The organism is Lewinella cohaerens DSM 23179 (assembly GCF_000379805.1).
In the GTDB taxonomy this organism is placed as follows: Bacteria; Bacteroidota; Bacteroidia; order Chitinophagales; family Saprospiraceae; genus Lewinella; species Lewinella cohaerens.
In genome coordinates this window covers 312,850-333,533 of record NZ_KB903543.1, presented here as the reverse complement: position 1 = coordinate 333,533, position 20,684 = coordinate 312,850, and the positions used below count along the sequence as shown (strand labels likewise).

19 protein-coding genes are annotated in these 20,684 nt (G+C 45.2%); 12 read left to right on the top strand and 7 right to left on the bottom strand.

The window, feature by feature from the left end:
• The first annotated feature begins 131 nt into the window (after nt 1-131).
• The 3 genes from A3EU_RS0113395 (at nt 132) to A3EU_RS0113385 (ending at nt 3,778) form a co-directional block, all read left to right on the top strand.
• Entirely contained in the window at nt 132-1,694 is a 1,563-nt protein-coding gene (locus tag A3EU_RS0113395) for a sensor histidine kinase (protein WP_026211388.1), read from the top strand.
• 47 nt (nt 1,695-1,741) lie between these two features.
• Nucleotides 1,742-2,464, top strand: coding sequence for a response regulator transcription factor (locus tag A3EU_RS0113390; protein WP_020536685.1), 723 nt, complete (start codon nt 1,742-1,744; stop codon nt 2,462-2,464).
• Between the two features lie 276 nt (nt 2,465-2,740).
• Entirely contained in the window at nt 2,741-3,778 is a 1,038-nt protein-coding gene (locus tag A3EU_RS0113385) for a quinone-dependent dihydroorotate dehydrogenase (RefSeq protein ID WP_020536684.1), read from the top strand.
• A 3-nt stretch (nt 3,779-3,781) separates the two neighbouring features.
• On the opposite strand, the gene A3EU_RS0113380 is transcribed toward A3EU_RS0113385, so the two are convergent.
• On the bottom strand, nt 3,782-4,804 hold the full coding sequence (locus tag A3EU_RS0113380; RefSeq protein WP_020536683.1) for an aspartate-semialdehyde dehydrogenase: 1,023 nt from the start codon (nt 4,802-4,804) through the stop codon (nt 3,782-3,784).
• A 104-nt stretch (nt 4,805-4,908) separates the two neighbouring features.
• Here A3EU_RS0113380 and A3EU_RS0113375 point away from each other — a divergent pair, with 104 nt between their 5' ends.
• Both A3EU_RS0113375 and A3EU_RS32810 read left to right on the top strand, forming a co-directional pair.
• On the top strand, nt 4,909-7,521 hold the full coding sequence (locus A3EU_RS0113375; protein WP_169433352.1) for a lamin tail domain-containing protein: 2,613 nt from the start codon (nt 4,909-4,911) through the stop codon (nt 7,519-7,521).
• A gap of 16 nt (nt 7,522-7,537) precedes the next feature.
• On the top strand, nt 7,538-8,086 hold the full coding sequence (locus tag A3EU_RS32810; protein ID WP_020536681.1) for a hypothetical protein: 549 nt from the start codon (nt 7,538-7,540) through the stop codon (nt 8,084-8,086).
• A 3-nt stretch (nt 8,087-8,089) separates the two neighbouring features.
• Here the strand turns inward: A3EU_RS32810 and A3EU_RS0113365 are convergent, their stop codons facing one another.
• The 3 genes from A3EU_RS0113365 to A3EU_RS30405 form a co-directional block, all read right to left on the bottom strand.
• Nucleotides 8,090-8,623 carry a hypothetical protein gene (locus tag A3EU_RS0113365; RefSeq protein WP_020536680.1) on the bottom strand — a complete coding sequence of 178 codons (534 nt, stop codon included), beginning with the start codon at nt 8,621-8,623 and terminating at the stop codon, nt 8,090-8,092.
• Nucleotides 8,624-8,713: 90 nt separating this feature from the next.
• Entirely contained in the window at nt 8,714-9,208 is a 495-nt protein-coding gene (locus A3EU_RS0113360; protein WP_020536679.1) for a DUF1648 domain-containing protein, read from the bottom strand.
• Between the two features lie 40 nt (nt 9,209-9,248).
• Complete coding sequence (locus A3EU_RS30405) at nt 9,249-10,577, bottom strand: D-alanyl-D-alanine carboxypeptidase/D-alanyl-D-alanine-endopeptidase (protein WP_020536678.1); 1,329 nt, start codon at nt 10,575-10,577, stop codon at nt 9,249-9,251.
• Between the two features lie 123 nt (nt 10,578-10,700).
• Between A3EU_RS30405 and A3EU_RS30400 the strand changes: the two genes are divergently transcribed.
• Nucleotides 10,701-12,662 carry a serine hydrolase domain-containing protein gene (locus A3EU_RS30400; protein ID WP_020536677.1) on the top strand — a complete coding sequence of 654 codons (1,962 nt, stop codon included), beginning with the start codon at nt 10,701-10,703 and terminating at the stop codon, nt 12,660-12,662.
• Nucleotides 12,663-12,735: 73 nt separating this feature from the next.
• Nucleotides 12,736-13,683, top strand: coding sequence for a TraB/GumN family protein (locus A3EU_RS0113345; RefSeq protein ID WP_020536676.1), 948 nt, complete (start codon nt 12,736-12,738; stop codon nt 13,681-13,683).
• Between the two features lie 169 nt (nt 13,684-13,852).
• On the opposite strand, the gene A3EU_RS0113340 is transcribed toward A3EU_RS0113345, so the two are convergent.
• The gene (locus tag A3EU_RS0113340; RefSeq protein WP_020536675.1) at nt 13,853-14,776 is read right to left on the bottom strand and encodes a 1-aminocyclopropane-1-carboxylate deaminase/D-cysteine desulfhydrase; all 924 of its coding nucleotides are present in this window, start codon (nt 14,774-14,776) and stop codon (nt 13,853-13,855) included.
• Nucleotides 14,777-15,120: 344 nt separating this feature from the next.
• Between A3EU_RS0113340 and A3EU_RS0113335 the strand changes: the two genes are divergently transcribed.
• Nucleotides 15,121-15,813: a porin family protein gene (locus A3EU_RS0113335; RefSeq protein WP_169433351.1), complete on the top strand. Its 693-nt coding sequence runs from the start codon at nt 15,121-15,123 to the stop codon at nt 15,811-15,813.
• A gap of 468 nt (nt 15,814-16,281) precedes the next feature.
• On the opposite strand, the gene A3EU_RS0113325 is transcribed toward A3EU_RS0113335, so the two are convergent.
• The gene (locus tag A3EU_RS0113325; protein ID WP_020536672.1) at nt 16,282-16,923 is read right to left on the bottom strand and encodes an SCO family protein; all 642 of its coding nucleotides are present in this window, start codon (nt 16,921-16,923) and stop codon (nt 16,282-16,284) included.
• 80 nt (nt 16,924-17,003) lie between these two features.
• The gene (locus tag A3EU_RS0113320; protein WP_020536671.1) at nt 17,004-17,462 is read right to left on the bottom strand and encodes a hypothetical protein; all 459 of its coding nucleotides are present in this window, start codon (nt 17,460-17,462) and stop codon (nt 17,004-17,006) included.
• A gap of 124 nt (nt 17,463-17,586) precedes the next feature.
• On the opposite strand from A3EU_RS0113320, the gene A3EU_RS0113315 reads away from it, so the two are divergent.
• The 4 genes from A3EU_RS0113315 (at nt 17,587) to A3EU_RS0113300 (ending at nt 20,647) form a co-directional block, all read left to right on the top strand.
• On the top strand, nt 17,587-18,132 hold the full coding sequence (locus A3EU_RS0113315) for an RNA 2'-phosphotransferase (RefSeq protein ID WP_020536670.1): 546 nt from the start codon (nt 17,587-17,589) through the stop codon (nt 18,130-18,132).
• 98 nt (nt 18,133-18,230) lie between these two features.
• Nucleotides 18,231-18,899, top strand: a complete 669-nt coding sequence (locus tag A3EU_RS0113310; RefSeq protein WP_044085816.1) for a transposase — start codon at nt 18,231-18,233, stop codon at nt 18,897-18,899.
• A gap of 170 nt (nt 18,900-19,069) precedes the next feature.
• Nucleotides 19,070-19,408 carry a leucine-rich repeat domain-containing protein gene (locus A3EU_RS34570; protein WP_169433350.1) on the top strand — a complete coding sequence of 113 codons (339 nt, stop codon included), beginning with the start codon at nt 19,070-19,072 and terminating at the stop codon, nt 19,406-19,408.
• Nucleotides 19,409-19,411: 3 nt separating this feature from the next.
• A complete protein-coding gene (locus A3EU_RS0113300) occupies nt 19,412-20,647 on the top strand; it encodes a COR domain-containing protein (RefSeq protein WP_020536667.1) in 1,236 nt (411 codons plus the stop codon).
• The last annotated feature ends 37 nt before the right edge of the window (nt 20,648-20,684 follow it).

The window sequence follows — 20,684 nt, the reverse complement described above, 5'->3', positions numbered from 1 at the left end:
TATTTTATTTGGTATAAGGCCTTCCTTCTAGGGGGCTAATGGCCAACCACTCTTAAATATCCGTTAAAGTGCAACGAGCCAGAGGGTAATCTTTTAACTTTGTTGTCGTTCTCTGCGTTATCAAAGTCGATATGAATAAGCAAATAATCTGGTTAATTATAGGAGTGATGAGTTTGGCCGTGATTGGAGTGGTAGCACTTCAGACGGACTTGACCCTTACGTCGATTCGTGCCAACGAAGATGCGTTCGACAAAAATGTCCAAAACGCACTAAGTGTTGTCGCTACCCGGATCGAAGCAGCATCGCGTACAGATGATCTTTTAGTGATAGCGAATGGCTACTCTGCGGAATACCTGAATGTCGAAGGAGTCGTTGGGGCAGGAGAGAATGGCGGCATGTCCATTCCGGTAGGAAGTACTAAAGTTTCAGCCAGTGATGCTTATAATGACAAGCTACTGGCACAGTTACTAACCAATACGGGAACGGGGTTGTGCGATGAATGCCGTCGTCGGCACAAGCTGGGCGTTGGTTTCGAGGAAGGCGAAGTACAAAATATTACGTACGATTACCAGAGTGTTCATAATCCTATAGAAGAGCGGATTGATGCCCAGCGGCTTGGACAAATTTTAGAGCAAGAACTGGAAAATAATGCTATTAAGACTCCCTACGAATTTGGGGTTTTTAGTGTAGAGAGAGGAGCTTTCGTTATTAGGAATGGGCAATACCTGTCTGGAGGTTTACTAGTGTCTACCAATGACAATCCTTCTTTCCCTAGTTTAGCAGAGTCTTCCTACAGTGTGACACTTTTTGAAAATGAAGAAGGAGATGCTGCTGGTAATTTGAAAATTTATTTTCCAGAAAAATCCAGTGTATTGTGGAGTACGTTGTTGCCGAGCTTTATCGGTACTTTCCTTTTTGCGGCGCTGATTTTAGCATGTTTCGGTTATACCGTGTGGGTTATTTTTCATCAGAAACGGCTGTCGGAGATGAAAACAGATTTCATCAACAACATGACGCACGAATTTAAAACACCAATTGCAACTATCTCTTTAGCAGCGGATAGTATTTCCAACCCAAAGATCTCCGGTGAAATATCTAAAGTTCTACGCTTTGCCAACATAATAAAACAGGAAAATAAACGTATGAATAGTCAGGTAGAGAAAGTTCTGCAAATGGCCCAGATTGATCGGGGGGAATCACAGCTCCGTTTGACCAATGTAAATTTGCATGACGTGATCTCCCGAGCAGTAGAAAATATAGGTTTACAAGTAGAGCCTCGGCAAGGTACCGCAATGGCAGTACTCAATGCTGAAAATCCGATGGTTGATGGAGATTTGACGCATATTTCAAACGTTATTAATAATTTGTTAGACAATGCTAATAAATACTCTCCGGACGCACCTGATATTGTAATTACCACCACCGATCGTCAAGATGGTGTTGAAATAGGTGTTCTTGATCATGGCATGGGGATGAGCAAAGAAGCTCGTAAGCATATTTTCGATAAATTTTATCGGGTACATACCGGAGACCTCCACGATGTGAAGGGATTTGGTTTAGGACTCAGTTATGTAAAAGCCATTATGGACGCTCATAAAGGCAGCGTAGAAGTGAAAAGTGATTTGGGAAAAGGTAGTGAGTTTATCCTCTTTTTTCCACGTCGCCAAGGAGTTGAACAAACGATGCTTAGTTAAGTCCGCCCACACTATTTTCTCAAATTTTGCAAACATCCATTACTCATATGGCACATAGAATTCTCTTGGTAGAAGATGACCAGAATTTTGGCGATGTACTTCGCTCTTATCTCGAAATGAACGATTATGATGTAACGCTCGCTACAGATGGCGAGAAGGGGTTAGAATGTTATGAACGAGGAGAGTACGACCTTTGTATTTTTGATGTAATGATGCCAAAAAAAGATGGCTTCACTCTAGCTTCTGAAATACGAGAGAAGGATACCAGTATGCCTATCATTTTTCTGACAGCACGCGGAATCAAAGAAGATATTCTGAAAGGTTTCAAAATCGGAGCCGATGATTATATTACGAAACCTTTCAATTCAGAAGAGTTGTTGTTGCGTATTCAGGCTATCCTAAAAAGAAGCCAGCAGCAACCTGATCCACGAGAAGACGTCAAAGAATTTATTATTGGGCGATATCATTTCAATTTTCCATTACGTATCCTCACATTTGATGGCGGAGGTACTGAAGAAATGAAAGAAAAATTGTCGCCAAAGGAGGCACAATTACTGCGAATGTTTGCCATGTATCTCAATGATATTTTACCTCGTAGTGAGGCTTTGAATAAAATTTGGGGAGAGGACACCTATTTCACCGCTCGAAGTATGGATGTATTTGTAACGAAACTCCGCAAATATCTCAAGTATGATGAGAACATTGAAATTGTAAATATTCACGGAAATGGATTCCAATTATTAGTAAGAGCAGAGGAAGAAGCTTCCTAAATCAGGATTTCATCTACTAATATTGCCATTTAGTCACCCAAGAAGGGTGTATTACGATTTTTTTTGGTACATAATAGCTTGAGAAATTAAATTATTGCTAAATTTGGGCATATAAAGAAGTAAAGTCATTTATGACTGTTTCCTTTTATATGTTAATGCATCGCATTATTCCGGCATTTATGCCGTTAAGAATAGTTTTTGGGATTATGATTATGGCTAGACAGAGGTAACACCTGTCTAGCTTTTTTTTATCCAGTAAACCAGGATTCATCGTCTATGCTGTACACTAAACTTCTCAAGCCGCTACTTTTTCGTTTAGCACCTGAACAGGCCCATCACTTAACGGTGAAACTACTGGAAACGAGTTTAATGATTCCTGGTGTCTCCGCAATCATGCGAAATCAATACCACTTGGTAGATACTCGCCTGCGGCGGCAATGTTTTGGAATTGATTTTCCTAACCCCGTGGGTTTGGCTGCCGGGTTTGATAAAGATGGCCGTTACTTTCATGCGATGAGTAACCTGGGGTTTGGCTTTATTGAAATAGGGACGGTCACCCCTCGCCCTCAAGGGGGGAATCCTCAACCTCGTCTTTTTCGCCTGCCAAAAGATAAGGCTTTGATTAATCGGATGGGGTTTAATAACGAAGGAGTAGATGCCTTGGTGGAGCGCTTGAAAAAGGGGCGCCCGGAAGGGGTAGTGATTGGTGGGAATATTGGAAAAAATAAGGATACCCCTAACGAAAAAGCGACAGATGACTACTTGATCTGCTTCGAAAAACTTTTTCCTTACGTTGACTACTTTGTGGTCAATGTTAGCAGCCCCAATACGCCCAATTTGCGTGATTTGCAGGAAAAAGAGCCTTTAACCAAATTACTAAGTACGCTACAACAGCGGAATAAAGAGGAGGCGTCTCCCAAACCAATCTTATTGAAAATAGCCCCTGATTTGACGGATGGCCAGCTGGACGATATACTGGAGATTGCTAAAGCAACAGAGCTCGCAGGTATTATAGCAACCAATACGACTATCAGTCGAGAAGGCTTGGAAACCAATACAACAGAAGTAAGTACTATAGGAAATGGCGGCTTGAGTGGTGCCCCCTTGCGTAAGCGCGCTACGGAAGTTATTCGTTACTTGGCAGAGCACTCAAAAGGTGAGTTACCAATTGTTGGTGTTGGTGGAATTACCAGCGGCCAAGATGCCGTAGACAAATTGGCCGCTGGTGCTTGCTTAATCCAAGTATATTCCGGATTGATATACGCAGGCCCTACATTGGTGAAAGATATTTGTAAGGCTGTTTTGGCGGAGTAACTATTAGTTGGTTCCTGCGGAATCTTTAGCAAAAGCCCCTTTCTCAACCAGATACTCCGCAATCTGCACTGCATTGGTCGCGGCACCCTTACGGAGGTTGTCCGCTACAACCCAAAGGTTGAGGCCGTTTTCAATAGATTCGTCGCGCCGAATGCGACCTACAAAGACTTCATCTTTGTTTTTAGCAAAAAGCGGCATTGGGTAATTGTTATTTGCCAGATCATCTTGAATGACGAGGCCTGGGGTAGCTGCCAAAATAGCCTTGACATCATCTAGCTCGAAAGGCTTGCGCAGTTCTACGTTGATAGACTCTGAATGGCCTCCGTCTACGGGTACTCGCACAGCGGTAGCTGTGATGCCGATACTGTCGTCGCCAAGGATTTTACGGGTTTCGTGTACCAGTTTCATTTCCTCTTTGGTATAATCATTGTCTAAAAAGACATCACAGTGAGGGAGGCAATTTTCGAAAATAGGGTGGTGGTACGCCATTTCTTCTTTTGCCATTGTTGCTCCGCTTCGTTCCGTTTCATACTGGTTGACAGCCTTCACACCGGTGCCGGTAAAAGACTGATAGGTAGAAATAACCAATCGACGAATGCCATAGCGCTGCTGAATTGCGGTAAGCGCAACGACCATCTGAATGGTAGAACAGTTAGGGTTAGCAATGATTTTATCCTGGTCTGTGAGGGTAGCAGCATTTACTTCAGGTACGATGAGCTTCTTCTCAGGGTCCATTCGCCAAGCAGATGAGTTGTCGATAACCGTAGTGCCAGCGGCCGCAAATTTTGGTGCCCACTCCAGAGAGGTACTCCCACCAGCAGAAAACAACGCAATATCTGGTTGAGCAGCTACTGCTGCTTCCATTCCGATAACAGTATGCTCCTGCCCACGAAAAACAACCGTTTTGCCTACAGAACGTGCAGAGGCTACAGGTAGAAATTCACTAATAGGAAAATTTCGTTCTTCCAGTACACGACACATTACATTACCCACTAAACCGGTAACTCCAACAACGGCAACTTTCATGCTAAAATCATTTTATGTAGTGATAAAACAGCAGCAAAAATGCTTAATCTTAATTTAAGGGGGTAAAGATAAAGGCAATCATGCTTTTTCGCTACTTTTGGAAAATGAAAGCTGCTATTTTTTTCTGCATTTTACAAGTCCTGAGCTGGTCACTCGCTGCTCAGTTTACCGATGATTTTTCAACGGGAACCCTCGCCACCTACTGGCAGGGAGATACGGATGTCTTCACTGTTACAGATGGTGAATTGCAATTGAGTAATACTGCCCCGGAGTCCAATAATACTTCGGCGCTGTTCACCTTGGCTCCAACGAGTACAGCCGCTATTACAACATGGTCTTTTAATCTGCGCTGTGAGTTTGCTCCATCTACCAGCAATTTTGCGACGGTCTTTTTGACTGCTGATCAGCCTCCCGTAAATGGTAATGCCTGGCGTGGCTATTTTCTAAAAGTCGGAGGTATTTCGGGTTCAGACGATGCCCTGGAGCTTTATCGTAAAGATGAGAACGGAACAACAGAACTCTTGCTCGCTGGAACGAGTGGAGCAGTTGGTAGTGACCCTGTGAACTTGGGCGTAGTTGTGGCTCGGAGTACAGCAGGGGAATGGACGCTCGAAGTGGATTACTCAGGTGGTCAAGACTATGACCCTCAAGGTGCCGTAACGGATAATACCTATTCGAGTGGTTTATACTTTGGCTTTGGTTGTCAGTACACAAGTAGCCGTAACATGGCTTTCTTTTTTGATAATGTGGAAGTTGACCCAATTGTTGTTGACATGGAAGCTCCTGTTGCCCAAAGCGTCAGCGTACAAGGAGCAAATGCAATCATTGTTCAGTACAATGAACCTTTGGCACAAACAAGCGGAGAAACACCGGCCAATTACAACTTAAATAATGGCATAGGCACTGCCCAAAGTGTTAGCTTTCCGGATGGCGACCGTACCCGCCTTTTGTTGACATTTGCTAATAACCTAACCAACCTCAATACTTACACATTAAGCTTAACGGATGTTGAGGACTTAACTGGCAACGTCAATCCGAGCCAAGACCTGAGTTTTGAATTTCTATTGCCTGAAGTCCCGGTTTTAGGAGATTTAATCATTACCGAAATATTTCCAGACCCTACTCCACCAATAGGGCTTCCTGATTTTGAATATATAGAGTTGTACAATGCAAGTGATAAGGTTTTATCATTAGCTGGTTTGGGTTTAAGCACAGGTAGTACACCCCGTGAGATTGATCCTTATGTGATACTGCCTCAGTCTTATGTCATTTTGTGTGATCAGGACGCGGCCTCAGCACTGGGAGCTTTTGGAGAGGTGGCTACCTTGGCTTCCTTTCCTGCACTCACAAATGGCGGCGACGATCTTATTTTGACAGATAGTGATGGAAACATTCTAGCGAGTCTTGTTTACGATGATTCTTGGTATCAAGATCCCTTACGGGCGGAAGGTGGTTATGCGATGGAATTGATTGATCCTACTTTGCCCAATGATTGCCCAGGTAATTGGGCAGCTAGTGTTGCAGCCGCAGGAGGTACTCCTGGCCAAGAAAATTCAGTTAATGGTAGCGCATTGGAGAATGTTGCTCCAATACTACTAACCGCTTTTGCACCAAGTTCTACAGAAATAGTGGTTCGCTTTGATGATGTTTTGGACAGTGGCATTGATTTAACCGACTTTTTCTCTATTAATCCGAATATTGAAATAGGTACGGCGTTATTGGAGCCTGATCGGCAATCTGTTCGCTTATTTTTAGGAAGTGCTTTAGCAGAAAATACGGTGTATGAAGTAAGTGCGCTTACTGGACTCAAAGATTGTATTGGCAATGAAGCAACGACAACATCTTCGGTGCAAGTAGGCTTGACGGTAAACCCAGAACCCGGTGATTTAGTGATTAATGAAATTTTATTCAACCCTAATACGGGAGGTGTTGACTTTTTGGAACTCTATAATCCAGGAAGTAAAATTCTTAACCTTCAGGGCTTACGTTTAAGTAATGAAGCGATTATCACTGGGACGACGAGTACCATAGTAGAAACCAATACGGTTTTATTGCCAGGAGAATTTGTAGTATTTACACCAAACCCTTCTAATATTCTATTAGAGTATACGGTACCTAACCCCGCAGCTTTGGTAGAGAATAATTTGCCAACTATGGCGGATGATGAAGGTAATATTAGTGTATACAGTAGTTTTATTCTGTTGGATGCATTGGATTATACAGAGGATTGGCATTCTCGCCTCTTAAGTGATCGTGGAGGTGTGAGTTTGGAAAGGCTAAGGGCGGAATCAGTTACCCAAAGTGAAGGGAATTGGGCTTCGGCGGCTTCGACAGTAGGTTACGCAACACCTACGGGAATAAATAGTCAAGATCGGACATCGGTTATCCCTCCAACGGAAGACTTTTTTGTGCTGCCGGAGAAAACGTTTTCCCCTGATGGTGATGGTTTTCAGGATGTGCTAGAGATTCAGTACAGCTCTGACCAGGCAGGTTACTTGGCACGCATTGCTATTTTTGACGCCCAAGGACGGTTGGTTCGTCAATTGGAAGATTTGGAGTTGTTAGCAGGTACGGGTAGCTTTCTCTGGGATGGTACGACGGATGAAGAACAGAAAGCACGGATTGGAATTTATATCCTGGTCGCCGAAATTTTCACGGCCGAAGGAGATACCCTTACGGAGAAACATACCTGCGTCTTGGCAGGTAGATTAGATTAAGAGAATATAAGCCGTTATGAGAAACTTCCTTTTATCAATATGCCTATTAATCGGAACGACTGCACTATTCAGCCAACAGGATAGCCTTGGGTTTCCGGGCAATTGGGAGGGAGAATGGACCGGCGATTTGGTGATCAGTACCAGTGCAGGAGAGGTGCAACGGTTGCCGATGATTCTCCGGATATTACCACAAGAAGATAGCCGATATACTTTTACAATTGTCTACGGGGAAGATACTCCTGAAAATACGAGGCCCTATTTTTTAGAAACCATCGATGCCGAAAAAGGCCACTACGTTACGGACGAAGAGAATAGTATACTTTTGGATGATTATCTGATCAATGGCAAGCTGTACAGTAGGTTTGAAGTGATGGGGAACCTTCTTCTCTCCACACTAGAAGAGAGGGGCGGACAATTGATCTATGAAATCATCTCTGGCCCATTAGCTCCTACCCGAACCACAGGAGATACTATCATTGAAGGAGAAGAGGTACCTCCGGTGAATAGCTATTATGTAAAAGTACAGCAGCGCGCCGTTTTGGTACGAAAAGAAAGTGGGAAGTAGCGTTTAGTGCTGTAATTTCATCTTAGCAATTTGCTTAAGGATTTTCCTACCCCTGCTGAGGTAGCCGGGGCTGCCATGTTCCATTCCTTCTTCGATGAGGGTTTTTAATTCAATCGCCAAATCGGGGTAAACAGGTAAGAGGTTAGCGATGCATTGCATCGAATATACATGTATGGCAACAGGCGTTTTAGGGTCTGCCAACAACTCAAAGGAGAGTTGTACAACCCTTCCTTGCTGGTCTTCTGTTAAGGAAATATTGGTTTCGGCGATGACTTTAAGCCCGTTGCGCGCTATCGCTGGATGAGGGGGAGCCTCAACAGCACTGATGAGATCATCGAGGTGAGGTATTAGTAATTCTGGATATTTCATGCCCACTTCGCTGACGACCCAGGCTCCTCGTTGAACGGCTACCCAACCTTCTTCATTAAAGATACGCATCAGAGAAGCATAGCGTTCTGGATCGTTACCAATATATTCCGTGATCAGACGGGTGTTTTCTTTGGAATGTCTCTTTAAGAGTTGTTTGTGAATATCCATTCGTGTTGTTTTTGGCTTCTCCGAGGTGTGTTTTGCTTGATTTCGGTCTTTTTGTAGATGTTTTAAGCCCTTCACTTTTCCTCTTTTAAATCACTCCAACACCTTTGCACGGTATAGGAAATACGCAATAATGCCAAAGATAAGACTAAGGAAGAGCAGTAAAAACCAGAGCCCCAAACCGTCCTGCTGTCCAAGGGCGGTCTGAATAATTCCGTAATGAATATAGGCAAAACACAGGCAGAGTACAGCAGTGAGGGCACGGTTCATTTGTTGCATATTCTTATACTGCCGTGGCGCGTTTTCTGCTGTAATTGGAACGGAATAGTTCGCTAAATGCGGACTGCGCCCAACAAGGGTCAATATTATAAATAGCAAAACACTAAGGCCGAATACTACCCAGAGCGTTATTTTTTCACCATAACTATCAGGTTTTCCGGCGGCATCAAAATAAACAGGGATACGTTCGGGGACCAGGTCGTAATAGTAGAGGTTGAGGCCGAACATCAGTAAAAGGCATAACAATGCGATTCCTGTCAGGAAATAATCAAAGGAATCGGGAGCGATATTGAACTTAGGTGTAGTCATGATTGAATAGAATGGTACACTTAAAGATAGAAATAATCATCTACTCGAGATTGGTCCGTAGCCACAGGAGTATTTTTTCCATTTCTCTTTTTAGTGTCCTTGTTTTGTCGGGGTAGTTGTTGTGCATAAAGCTGAAAATATAGGTCTTTCCGCTATCAGATACGAGATACCCACTTAAGCAATGGACATGCCTTAGGGTACCTGTTTTGGCATAAATAAAAGGTTGGTTATTGGGCCCTTCGTACCAGCCTTCAATGGTTCCAGAAACTCCCCCTGCTGGAAAAAAACGAAAAAGTTGACCTTGGTTCATTTGGGTTTTCAACTGATCTAATACACTGATAATACTGAAGGGGGTAAACTGATTGTAGCGGGATAAACCAGAACCATCTACCCAGTCGAAAGGTTGGGGGGCTTTTGCCAAAAGGGTGTCTCTAACGTAAGCCAAAATCCGTGGACTGTTGATATAACCATATCGCTGAGCACTGGTCACCTGAAGGAATTGTTCTGCGAGGAAGTTATCACTGTCCTGAAGAAATTGTTGGAAGACGGTATCAGGGATGGGAGCTGTAAGTGTCTTCCGACGGAAAGCGCGTGGTAGTGTATCCTGGTTGTAAAGCACTGTGCGCTTAAATGTATCTTGCAGGAGCTTTGCCACAAGAGGTAAATCATAATGAAAACCAATACTTCGATCCAGTTTTTCTACACGTAAAGCACGATCACTAAAGGTGAAAATATTGCGATCCTCGTACCGGCTGAGCGTATTAGGGTTTTCGTAAACCAGGTTATCCTGAAAGTGTTCAGGCATTACCTTTATTGGCGCGAGGTGCCCCGTCTTTGAGAAATGAGCAGCATTGCCATATATAGGAAGTGCTGCCTTTTCCATCTGATAACCATAGGGGTAATCATCCCAGGACCAACCTTCGCCGTAGCGTTTATCATAAAAATGCCCGTTGGAGATGATCCAGGTCTTTTCTTCACGTTGTTGTAGCCATTGAGAGAGTGTATCGTAACCAATGAAGTCGGGGTGGAGTAGGAGGGGGTACCCCGTGCCCCAAATCCTAAGGGTGTCTCCTTGTTCTTGATAATGAATCACTGGCCATTCTCCACGTAGCAAGGTTTGTGCTGCATAAAAAGTGAGTATCTTGGTGTTGGAGGCTGGTGTGAAATACTTATCGGCTTGGTATTGATACAAAAGCTGTCTTTCTTCTGGATCAAAAAGCGCAAAGCCCGTAAATCCTTTTTGAAAGACCTCGGAATTTTCTACACTTTCTGTTAGGTGAGAGACGAGCTTTCGGGAAACGGTTTTCTGGGCTTGAAGGGGGATAGCGCAAAGAGCAAAGGTGAAAAGTGGGAGAAAAAATCGTAGCATGATTACAGTTGGGATTATGAATATTTGGGGGCTGCCAAGGTAAAGAATAGTCAATAATATTTTTTCTTTTGTTTAAATTCAAATAGCGTTTTGCGCAAAACTTATCGAAAAATAATTCGCCACATGGTACATAAGGTTTTAAATAATTTGCTGCGAAAAAAGAGAGCAGTTGCCGTATTGCAAAAAGTACATGTCCACGTTGCTTGGAGTTACGGAGGGGCACTCCTCTTTCTGTTGTTAACCTTTTTTGGGCAGCCACTATTTGCGCAGTTACCTAACAATGATCTAGAAGCCTATAATCGTGCGCGTACCGGACTTATTGTTTTGAAAAACGAAGCCAAACTGTTGCCTTTAAATGGCCTGGAGGCCTTGAGGCCTGCGTTGTTAAGTATTGGTTTGGATGATGATACAGAACTGTATAATACCCTAAACGCTTACGTTCCTACGGCTCGGGTAGATTGGCAAAGTCAAGAAGAATGGAGCGTAAATTGGCCAGCACCCTTGCCACAAACAACGGTCGGCAACGTTTTAATTATAGCCATGGATGTTGATGGCGTGGCGGAGTCAGGTTTTAATTTTTCGACCTTCTTTAGCCCAGAGATGCCAGTTGTTTTTCTGCTTTTTGGAAAGGGAGAGCTTGTAGAGGCCTTCCTTGATCAGAATATAGGAGCAGGTATTATTAGCCAAGAACGTGGACCCTGGGCACAATCACTAGCTGCGCAACTCATTTTTGGTGGAATTGGCGTTTACAACAGAGCTACAGAAGCACTAAGTGAAAACTTCCCCAAGGGGAGTGGCGAGCTCTTAATGGCCAATGGACGCATGACTTTTTCACCACCAGTACTACTGGAGATGGACGCTGATTTGTTGGGAGATAGTATTTCGGCGATTGTCAAGGATGGGTTGGCGCATCATGCTTTTCCTGGCGCTCAGGTATTGGTAGCTCGAGGAGGGACTGTTGTTTATCATGAAGTATTTGGATATCATACCGAAGCAAGAGAACGCCCCGTACAACGCACTGATTTGTACGATTTGGCCTCTGTCTCAAAAATCACTTCAGCACTGCCAGCATTAATGAAATGGTATGGGGAGGGTGATTTTGACCTTGATGCGCCACTAGAAACGTACTATCCTGCTGCGCATAAGAGCAATAAAGCCGATCTGGATTTTAGAACAATGCTTTCCCATCACGCGCGTTTGCGCCCTTGGATTCCTTACTGGCAGGGCACTTTGCGAGGGAATGGGAAATACCCTTGGTCGAAAGCACGTGACCTTGAACGGATCAACGATTATCGTTTTCGAAGAAAAAGTCTGTCGCGAGATTCTTCCGATAAGTTCTCTCTGTACCTGACCGACCAACTCTGGCAACACCGGAATTATCGCGATCAAATGATGAAAGCAATCCTAAAGTCTCCTCTGGAAGACGAAGCGAAATACCGTTACTCTGGTTTGTTGTTTTACCTCTTGCCGGATATTGTGACCATGAAGGCAGGTGTTCCCTACGAGGATTATTTGCAAAATACCTTTTACCATCCCTTGGGTGCTTACTCTTTGGGTTTCAACCCTTCTCGCTTTTTTGCTAAAGATCAAATCATCCCTACGGAAAGAGACAGTTTTTTTAGGATGCAGTTATTACATGGCTATGTACACGATGAAGGCGCGGCAATGATGGGGGGAGTCTCTGCCAATGCAGGCCTTTTTTCGAATGCGTATGATTTAGCAAAAATAATGCAGATGTACCTCAATGGTGGCGACTACGCTGGGCATCAATTTATTCAACAAATAGCACTAGACACCTTTACCAGCCGACATTTTGCAGGAGTAGGCAATCACAGAGGGCTGGGTTTTGATAAACCCTTGTTGGCATACGATGCTCAAAAAAGCTCGGTAGCAGAAGCTGCATCGGCAGAGAGTTTTGGCCATGCGGGGTATACAGGCACTTTTGTATGGGCTGATCCCGAAACGGAGCTGCTGTTTATTTTTCTGAGCAACCGCGTTTACCCAAGCCGGAATAATCGAGGACTTTACACCAGAAACATCCGCCCACGCATCCACACAGCGATCTATCAATCCTTAAAGGAGTGAAAAATGTAGCAACTATTGTAATAAAACCAGCGTTTGGAATACATATAAGATAGATCAATAAAAGCTGATAAAGATGAAAATATTTTTGCGCTGGTTATTACTTGAAGTTTTGGTTTTTCTGGGAGTTGTATTATTTGCACAGCCTGTTGAACACTCGTTTACGCCGACTAAAGCAGAGAATAAACTCTTGTGGGAAATCTCTGGTAAAGGCCTTGCTGCTCCCAGTTACCTCTACGGTACTATCCACATGATCCCTGCGGAAAACTATTTCCTTACGGAAGCAACCAAAGTAGCCTTTGATAAAAGTACCCGGGTTGCTTTTGAGATTGATACGGAAGAAATGACAAATCCTGCTGCAATGATGGGATTGCTGAGTAAGATGTACATGAACAATGACACTACACTTGCCGATCTGCTGCCCGAGGCCGACTACGAGATCGTTTCTACCCACTTTGAAGAAATGGGGATGCCGATGATGTTTATGGGTAAAATCAAACCCATGTTTTTGACGATCCTTGCCGGAGAAGATATGAAGGATATGAAACCCGGAGAAAATCCCATGAGTATGATGGGAGGCGACGGCATGAAAAGCTATGAGCTAGAGCTGACCGAACGTGCTAAAGTTGCGGAAAAGCCGATTGTAGGCTTGGAAACCGCTGAATTTCAGATGAGCCTATTTGATAGTATTCCTTATACTGCTCAAGCTGAAATGTTACTGGAAACCATTCGAAGCGAAAAGGGGGAGGAAGAAAATGACAGTGCCATGGACCAGATGATCGAGTTGTATACCACGCAGGACATTATAGGGATGCAATCATTGATAAGCGACGATCCGGCAGGTATTGGCGGCTACGAAGAGCTGTTACTTCTGAAGCGTAACCGTAACTGGATTCCAGTAATGGAAGGATTGATGTCAGAGGAAACAGTGTTCTTTGCTGTAGGTGCCGGCCACTTGGCAGGAGAAGAAGGTGTGATTGCACTACTACGTAAAGCGGGTTATACCATGACACCAGTGAATTAGTGAGTGAAAGCAGTTAAACTACAAGCAGACGGGCAGTTGCTCAAAAGAGACCTTGCCTTTTTTGGAGGAGCTTACAACTTTTTGGAGAAAATCCGAAGAAGAGGTGTAGGCTCCTCTAAAGTTATATACGAAAAAGGGATACCTGCTTTTTAATAAAAACTGCACTCGCTTAAATATTACATCCAAACGACTGCATTCCCCCCGTATGCACTCCTACTACTCGGCTTCCTGCTGGGAAATAGCCTTGACTCAGTAAAGCATAAAGCGCATAAAACAGCTTGCCAGTGTATACGGGTTCCAATAGAATATCGTGTTGTTGATAGAAGGATTGAATGAAATTCATAAGCTCCTGGTTTTGCCGTGCGTAACCTCCGTGGTGAAAATTAGAATGGATTTCCCAGTTCGTCCGGTTTAGCCCCAAGGCAGTCAATTGTTGTTCAACTTCACCAGTCATGAAGTTTCCTTTTAGAGCACTGATACCCATAACTTGTGGTGGGGTATCTTCGGGGAGCCCACTAAGCAGCCCGGTCAGCGTACCTCCCGTGCCACAGGCGACGGCCAGGTGTGTTGGTTGCTCAGGACATTGCGCAATGACTTCTTTTGCCAAGGCTGCGCAGCCAGAATAGGCCGCAGAATTGGTTCCTCCCTCGGGTAGGATATACACCCTGCCAAAGCGGTCTTCTAATTGGCGTAAATAGGCAGGTTCATTTTTTGTGCGGTAGGTTGTTCTGTCCACAAAGTGGAGCTCCATGCCGTTTTTTCGTGCCAGAGCCAGCGTAGGGTTGTTTACTTCTTCTCCTCGTACCATACCTATGGTGGCCAATCCCAGATGATTACCTGCGCTAGCAACAGCTGCTAAATGGTTACTATAAGCACCGCCAAAGGTAAGGAGCGTCTTATAGCCCTCTTCTTTAGCGTGTATCAAATTGTATTGTAGCTTTCGCCACTTGTTGCCACAAAAAGGGTCATTGGGCAGTGGAGCCAGTAAATCGTCTCGCTTTATATATAGCCTCACTCCTCGGTTGTCCCATTGCTGATCATTTAGCAAAATGAGAGGACTGGGCGGCGGCGATTTGAGGTCAGCAAAATTCATTGCTGTAAAAGTATAAAGTTATTTAGGGATGAGGGAATAAATAATCTACGCAAGGAAAACCTGATGATGGATAAAGCAAAATTTGTAGGAAGATGTGTAGATTATTTTTTGCGAACTTCCTTAACAGCGCAACCTTCTTTTTAACGCCTTTTGACGACCAGCCCGGCAGTGCCTGTTTTTTTACGATTACTCTAACGTATCGCTAACAACACTTAACGACTAAGCCCTACATCTTGCCGTTATACAAGCATTAATACAAAAACAGCGTGGTTGGCCGGATGGGGCTCGCTAGCAAAGTTCCTCCGGCTGCACGCTTTTACTTCAGAGAAACAAAAAACATCATCATGCTGTCTAACACAAAATTATTTTTCGCTGCCCTGTTGTTGCTAACTACCATTGCTGTACAAGCCCAAGTAAGTATAGGTGCCCGAGTAGGCTACCAACTCAATAATGTTTACACCACAGAAGGCTTAGATGCTCTTGCACCTGATTTTCACAACCTTGATGAGGTCAACGTCGGCCTGGTGGTTGAAATTCCAGTAGCGGGCGGGTTCTCCTTTCAGCCAGAGCTGGCTTATACCACGAAAGGTTTTGGCCTTAAGGAAGGCTTTGATGCCGAATTATTGGGAGTAAACCTCCCTGTGAGTGGCCGTGCCGAAACCCGTATCCGGTATGTAGAAGCCCCACTATTGGCAAAGTACAAGTTTGGCCAGGAGGCACTAAAGGCATACGTTGCTGCGGGGCCTACCTTTAGCTATGCAAGCGGTGGACAAATTGATACTTATGCAAATGTTTTGTTAGAAGTTGATTTGGGGAGCATTCCATTAAACCTAGACAATATCAACTACGAGCGCTTCGATGTTGGAGCAACCGTAGCTTTAGGTGCCCAGTACGATTTTGGCCCAGTGACGACTTTCGTAGATGCGCGTTACTACCGAGGATTTTCTGAATTGTACGATATACCTTTCGTCAATGAGAAAGTACGAAACACTGGTTACGGTTTTAACCTTGGCGTGATGGTACCATTGGGCAATTAAGATTTTAGTTTTATCGGAACGTGGGTGATTCTGTAATTAGNTCCGTTAAACATATCCATTTAGGAATTGGCCGTTCTCCGCAAGGGGGACGGCTTTTGTAATTTATTTGATTATAAAATAATTTATTTGAACAAATAATCTTCTATTTGATTATAATTTATCTTTTTTGTGTATCTTTACACTGTCAGAAGGAAGCAACACTAAAGCTTGTATCTGATACAAATAAAAAAGCCCACCAAAGGGTGAGCTTGAATGATTTTATGGCTGATTTTCGCGCTGCTTTCGCTTCCGTCTATTTGTTAGACGGAAGTGGAACGGCTTTTGAAAAAAGGTCTTGAAGGTAAATAAACACCCAAAAAACGTCCCCAGCGCGCTCCATCTGAAACGCTCTCAGTAATTTTTATTAAAGAATTTGACACTGGTTTTCGTTGTGGCCGATGCTTTCTGTCAGGAAGTATCGGCCGTTTTTTATTGAACAGCCTCCGGTTTGTCGTATTCTTCTAACAGCTGGTCAATCTGCTTCAGAAAAACATCCACCTTCTCCTCTTTGGTGCCATCAGCGTAAGCTCTTAAATGGCGATCTTTGTCAATCAGCAGTACCCATCCCGAATGATCAAAGCCTCCAGGTACTTCGGGGGCTTCCAGTACGGTACTGATATAATCGTAGCTAATAGCATAGATAGAATCGCGATCGCCAGTGACAAAACGCCACTGCGGAGAATCGGCTCCTAGTCCTTTAGCATACTTCTTGAGCTTGCCCACCGTATCTCTTTTTACATCAATGGTGTGCGATAGTAAAGCAACCCGGTCATCATCCTGGTATTTTTCGTAGATGCGCAGCATCTGTGCCTTCACCTTTGGGCAAATGGTAGGGCAGGAAGTGAAAAAGAAATCTGCGATGTAGATTTTATCATTAAAATAAGCATTGGTGATTTCCTGACTATCCTGATCGACAAAAGAAAAGTCACGGATTTGATGATAAATGGTATCCCCAGTATTGGGGTCTGTATCGTGAAAGCCATAGTACTTTAATTCGCCCTTACCAGAAGAATTGCAAGCGACCAAGACAAGGCTGGTAACAATGATGCCAAATAGCGTAGTAATTTTCATAGCAGCTGAGGAGGTTGTTTAATGTAGTCTATATAATTTATGATCTTCCGCCCCTCCGTAGCTACGGAGGGGCGGGAAGCTTAATTTCCTGTCCGTTCCTGGATCAAGGCTTTTGCAGCAGAGAGGCTAGCTTTCATGTCTTCCGCTACTTGGTCGATATCCGTTTTTTCTTTGTCAATAAAAGCCATTACGGCGGCATGGTCTTCGTATCGAGCTCTTACCGAATCCTTCGGATTATCTTTGATGCCTCCCATCCATTCCATCATTCCGTCTTCTGCTTTTTCAATATTTGCAAGGGCTTCCTGTGCCCGTGGGTGAAAATCACTGGCTTCAACCATAGCATCTGCGGCGAGTTCCTTAAGTTGGGTAGACACTTGGTACAAATCGTTCATCAGAGGCATAACCACGTCGTGGCCTTCCATCATTTGAGCCCAGGCCTGCTCTTGCTCGGCAAGGTCTTCCTTGTTGAATTTAGGCTCTGGGCCACAGCTAACGACAAAAGTGACGACGAAAAAAAGTAAAAAGGAACGATTAAACATAGTTTTATTCTTAGGTTTGTAATTAAGTAAAAGCAAAGTTAGGCTTGTTAGGGAAGCTTTTCCAGTAACGAGCTAGTTTTTACAAATTCTCTGACATAATATTGACGATAAAACAGACCAACTCATGAGTCCGGAATATTTGAAAAGCCTGAGCAAGTTTTTATCCCTGATCTTGCGTCACAAACCAGAAGTGATAGGGATTAAACTGGATGAAAATGGCTGGGCAGATGTCGATGCACTGATTGAAGGAGCCATGGACAAAAAAAAGGAAATAGATCTTCCTATCCTAGAAGCTATTGTGGCCAGCGACGAGAAGCAGCGGTATACCTTCAATGAAGATAAAAGTAAAATTCGGGCCAATCAGGGGCATTCCGTCAAGGTTGACCTGGAATTGGAGCCCGTCAAGCCACCAAAAATCCTCTATCACGGTACTACCGAGCGTTTTGTACAAAGCATTATGCTGAAAGGCATTGAGCCGCGCTCTCGTAATCATGTCCACTTGTCAGAGGATGTCGAGACGGCCACTGAAGTAGGGGATCGCCGTGGTGACACCATGATCTTCAAAGTCTTTTCTGGCGCGATGTTTCGCGATGGTTATCACTTCTACCAATCAGCGAACGGTGTTTGGCTGACAGACTTGGTTCCTAATAAGTACCTGGATATGTTGTAGAATGGGCCCTGCCTCGCGAGGTGTCCGGTCGAGCCGCTGTGCGGCTAATGTGGCGTTGATTCGCCGCACAGCGGCTCGACCATCTCCTATATTTAGCGATGATGCAAAAAGAAAATGCCAAAATCCCTCACCAAAACCTAGGCTACCGTCCGGTACATCTGACCTACCGCCTGTCTGGTAGTTTGCCTGTGCGCGTGTTGGAAGACATCCGTTTGAAATACGAGGAAAGGAAAAGGCAGATGGAGACAAAGTTTAAGGACAATCCTGAACTACTCCGGTCGGGCCTTTACGCCCACGAAGCTTTTGTGATAAATGCTAGATTTGAGCTGGATATCGACGAGGTGTTGCATAAAATAAAAAGTGGTCCTTTTTACCTACAGGAGCCATTGTCGGCAGAAGAGGTGATTCAATCCTGGAAATTCTTGCACGATCATGAGGATGTTTATCTGTACGCTGTTTGTGTTATGGGGAATCATGTCCACGCCATAGTCCGTGCTCCCAACGATCGGGAAGAGGTAGACATTGGCCGCGTGATGAACCGCCATAAAGCACACACCGCACGGGTGTGTAATAAGATAATCGGCAAAACAGGCTCTCCTTTCTGGGAACCTGTCTATTTTGATCGGACGGTTCGGCAAAACAGGTTTGAGCAGGTGATGTGGTACGTACTCAATAATCCCGTTAAAGTGGGCTTGGTCAGTCATTGGTGGGAATGGGGTGGTACTTACTTAAACCCGGATTTCGACACGCTTTTCCGCCCCGGTTGAGCCGCTATGCGTCGAATGTAAGGTGGATTCGCCCAATGGATCAAAAGGATGATTTAAATTTGATAGTTCAACTATGGAGAGGATCTAATCAATGCCCCCCCGAAGTAGGACACGCGGAGGCTTTACGGCGCATTGAGGCCTGCCGGGAGGAAGGTAAAAGAGTACTTGATTTGAGAGGATTGAAGCTACCGGAGATTCCGCCGGAAGTGGGAGGACTGGCGGATTTACGTATGCTTTTTCTTAGCGGTAACAAAATTAAGGATCTTGCCTCGCTGAGTGGACTGACGGATTTGCAATCACTTTGGCTTCAGAACAACGAAATTAAGGATCTTGTTCCGCTGGGCGGGCTGCTGTTCGACAATGTTTTGTTCGACATCGACTGGATCACGACCGCCGTTTACGGCATCACAGAGAACCAGGCCATCATCAAACGCAACGGCCGCTTTACCCGCGAAGAGATCATCGCGGTCTGGGCCAACAAGGGCGTCACCGACCGCAGCGACCACTAGCTGATGCTGCAACTCCTGCAAACGGATGCCTTCGAGTTGTGCTGGCAAACGGATAAGGGGGATTACCTGACGCCTACCCTTTTTTCTCCAGAAATGCCGGATGCGGAGCCCGTCCGGCCCGACCTGGGTCTGCGCTTCCACTATGATTACCTATCAAAGGGCTTGCTGGGCCAGCTGATCGTCCGCCTACACCAACACCTGGAGGCCGGCCACTACTGGCAGAACGGCATTTTCCTGGTTCGCGAGGCTTGTCGGGCCATGGTTAGCATCCCGCTGGCTAACAAGGACGGGGAGCGGATCATCGAAATCATCGTAGAGGGAAAGGCTCCGCGGCATTATGCGCTGCTGTCTTTGGTAGTGCAGGAATTGGAGACGATTCACCAGCGGTCTTTTCCCCGGATCAAGTTTGCGCGGGAGAGACCCTGCCCCTGCGAACGCTGTCGCAGCAAGGAGTGGGCTCAGGCTTATTTCTCCTATGATCAATTACTGCAACTCCGCCGGGCGGGGGACAAGGCAGCCACCTGCGCCAACCAGCGTGCGAGTGAACTGATCCACTTACTGGAAGGCATGCAACAACTAGAAAAACAATCCCCCATGGATTTTGCCAACGACGTTCGTCAGCTGGTCGCCAAAAACAAGCTGACCGAAGCCATTGAGCTACTGGATCGCCAATATCCCTCCAACGCTACCGCTGCCCTTGCGCGGGAGTACGCGCAGTTGGAATCAGATCGCATAATGGGTATCCTGAGTGGAGACGAAGAACGGCGCGTATCCAATCAAATTACCGCTCGCTTGCTTAAATTGGCCAATATGATGGTTCAGCAGCCCAGTGAACAGCAACAACGGAAAACCATTGAGGAGCAGCTCCCCGAGATTCGTGCCCAGCTGGATAGGATGGAGGCCACGGGCAAAGACACGAACGAAAAGGTGGGTGTCATGGGGCAAATCCTGCTCCACGTCGGCCAGGAGGTGGAAACCATGCGTGGCGACCTCTTCGCCAGTCGCCAGGAGGAGCGCCGTTTTATGAGCAAGCTGGAGGAAACGGTGGAGCAACTCCCCGCCGCCCAACAGCCTGGCGACGACTGGTACGACCAGCCGGCCAAGGCCAAGATCAAGCTGGCCGTCGATCTGCTGGCACTGGTGCCGGGGGTATCATTGAAATGGGAAAAGGAATTGGAGACGTCGGGCGCAAAAATGCCAAGGACTTGGGCGGAGTTTAAAGGGGGGGGGGTGAAGTAAAAAATAGTTGAGCTAATCCCAAAATCACGTGTGGAGA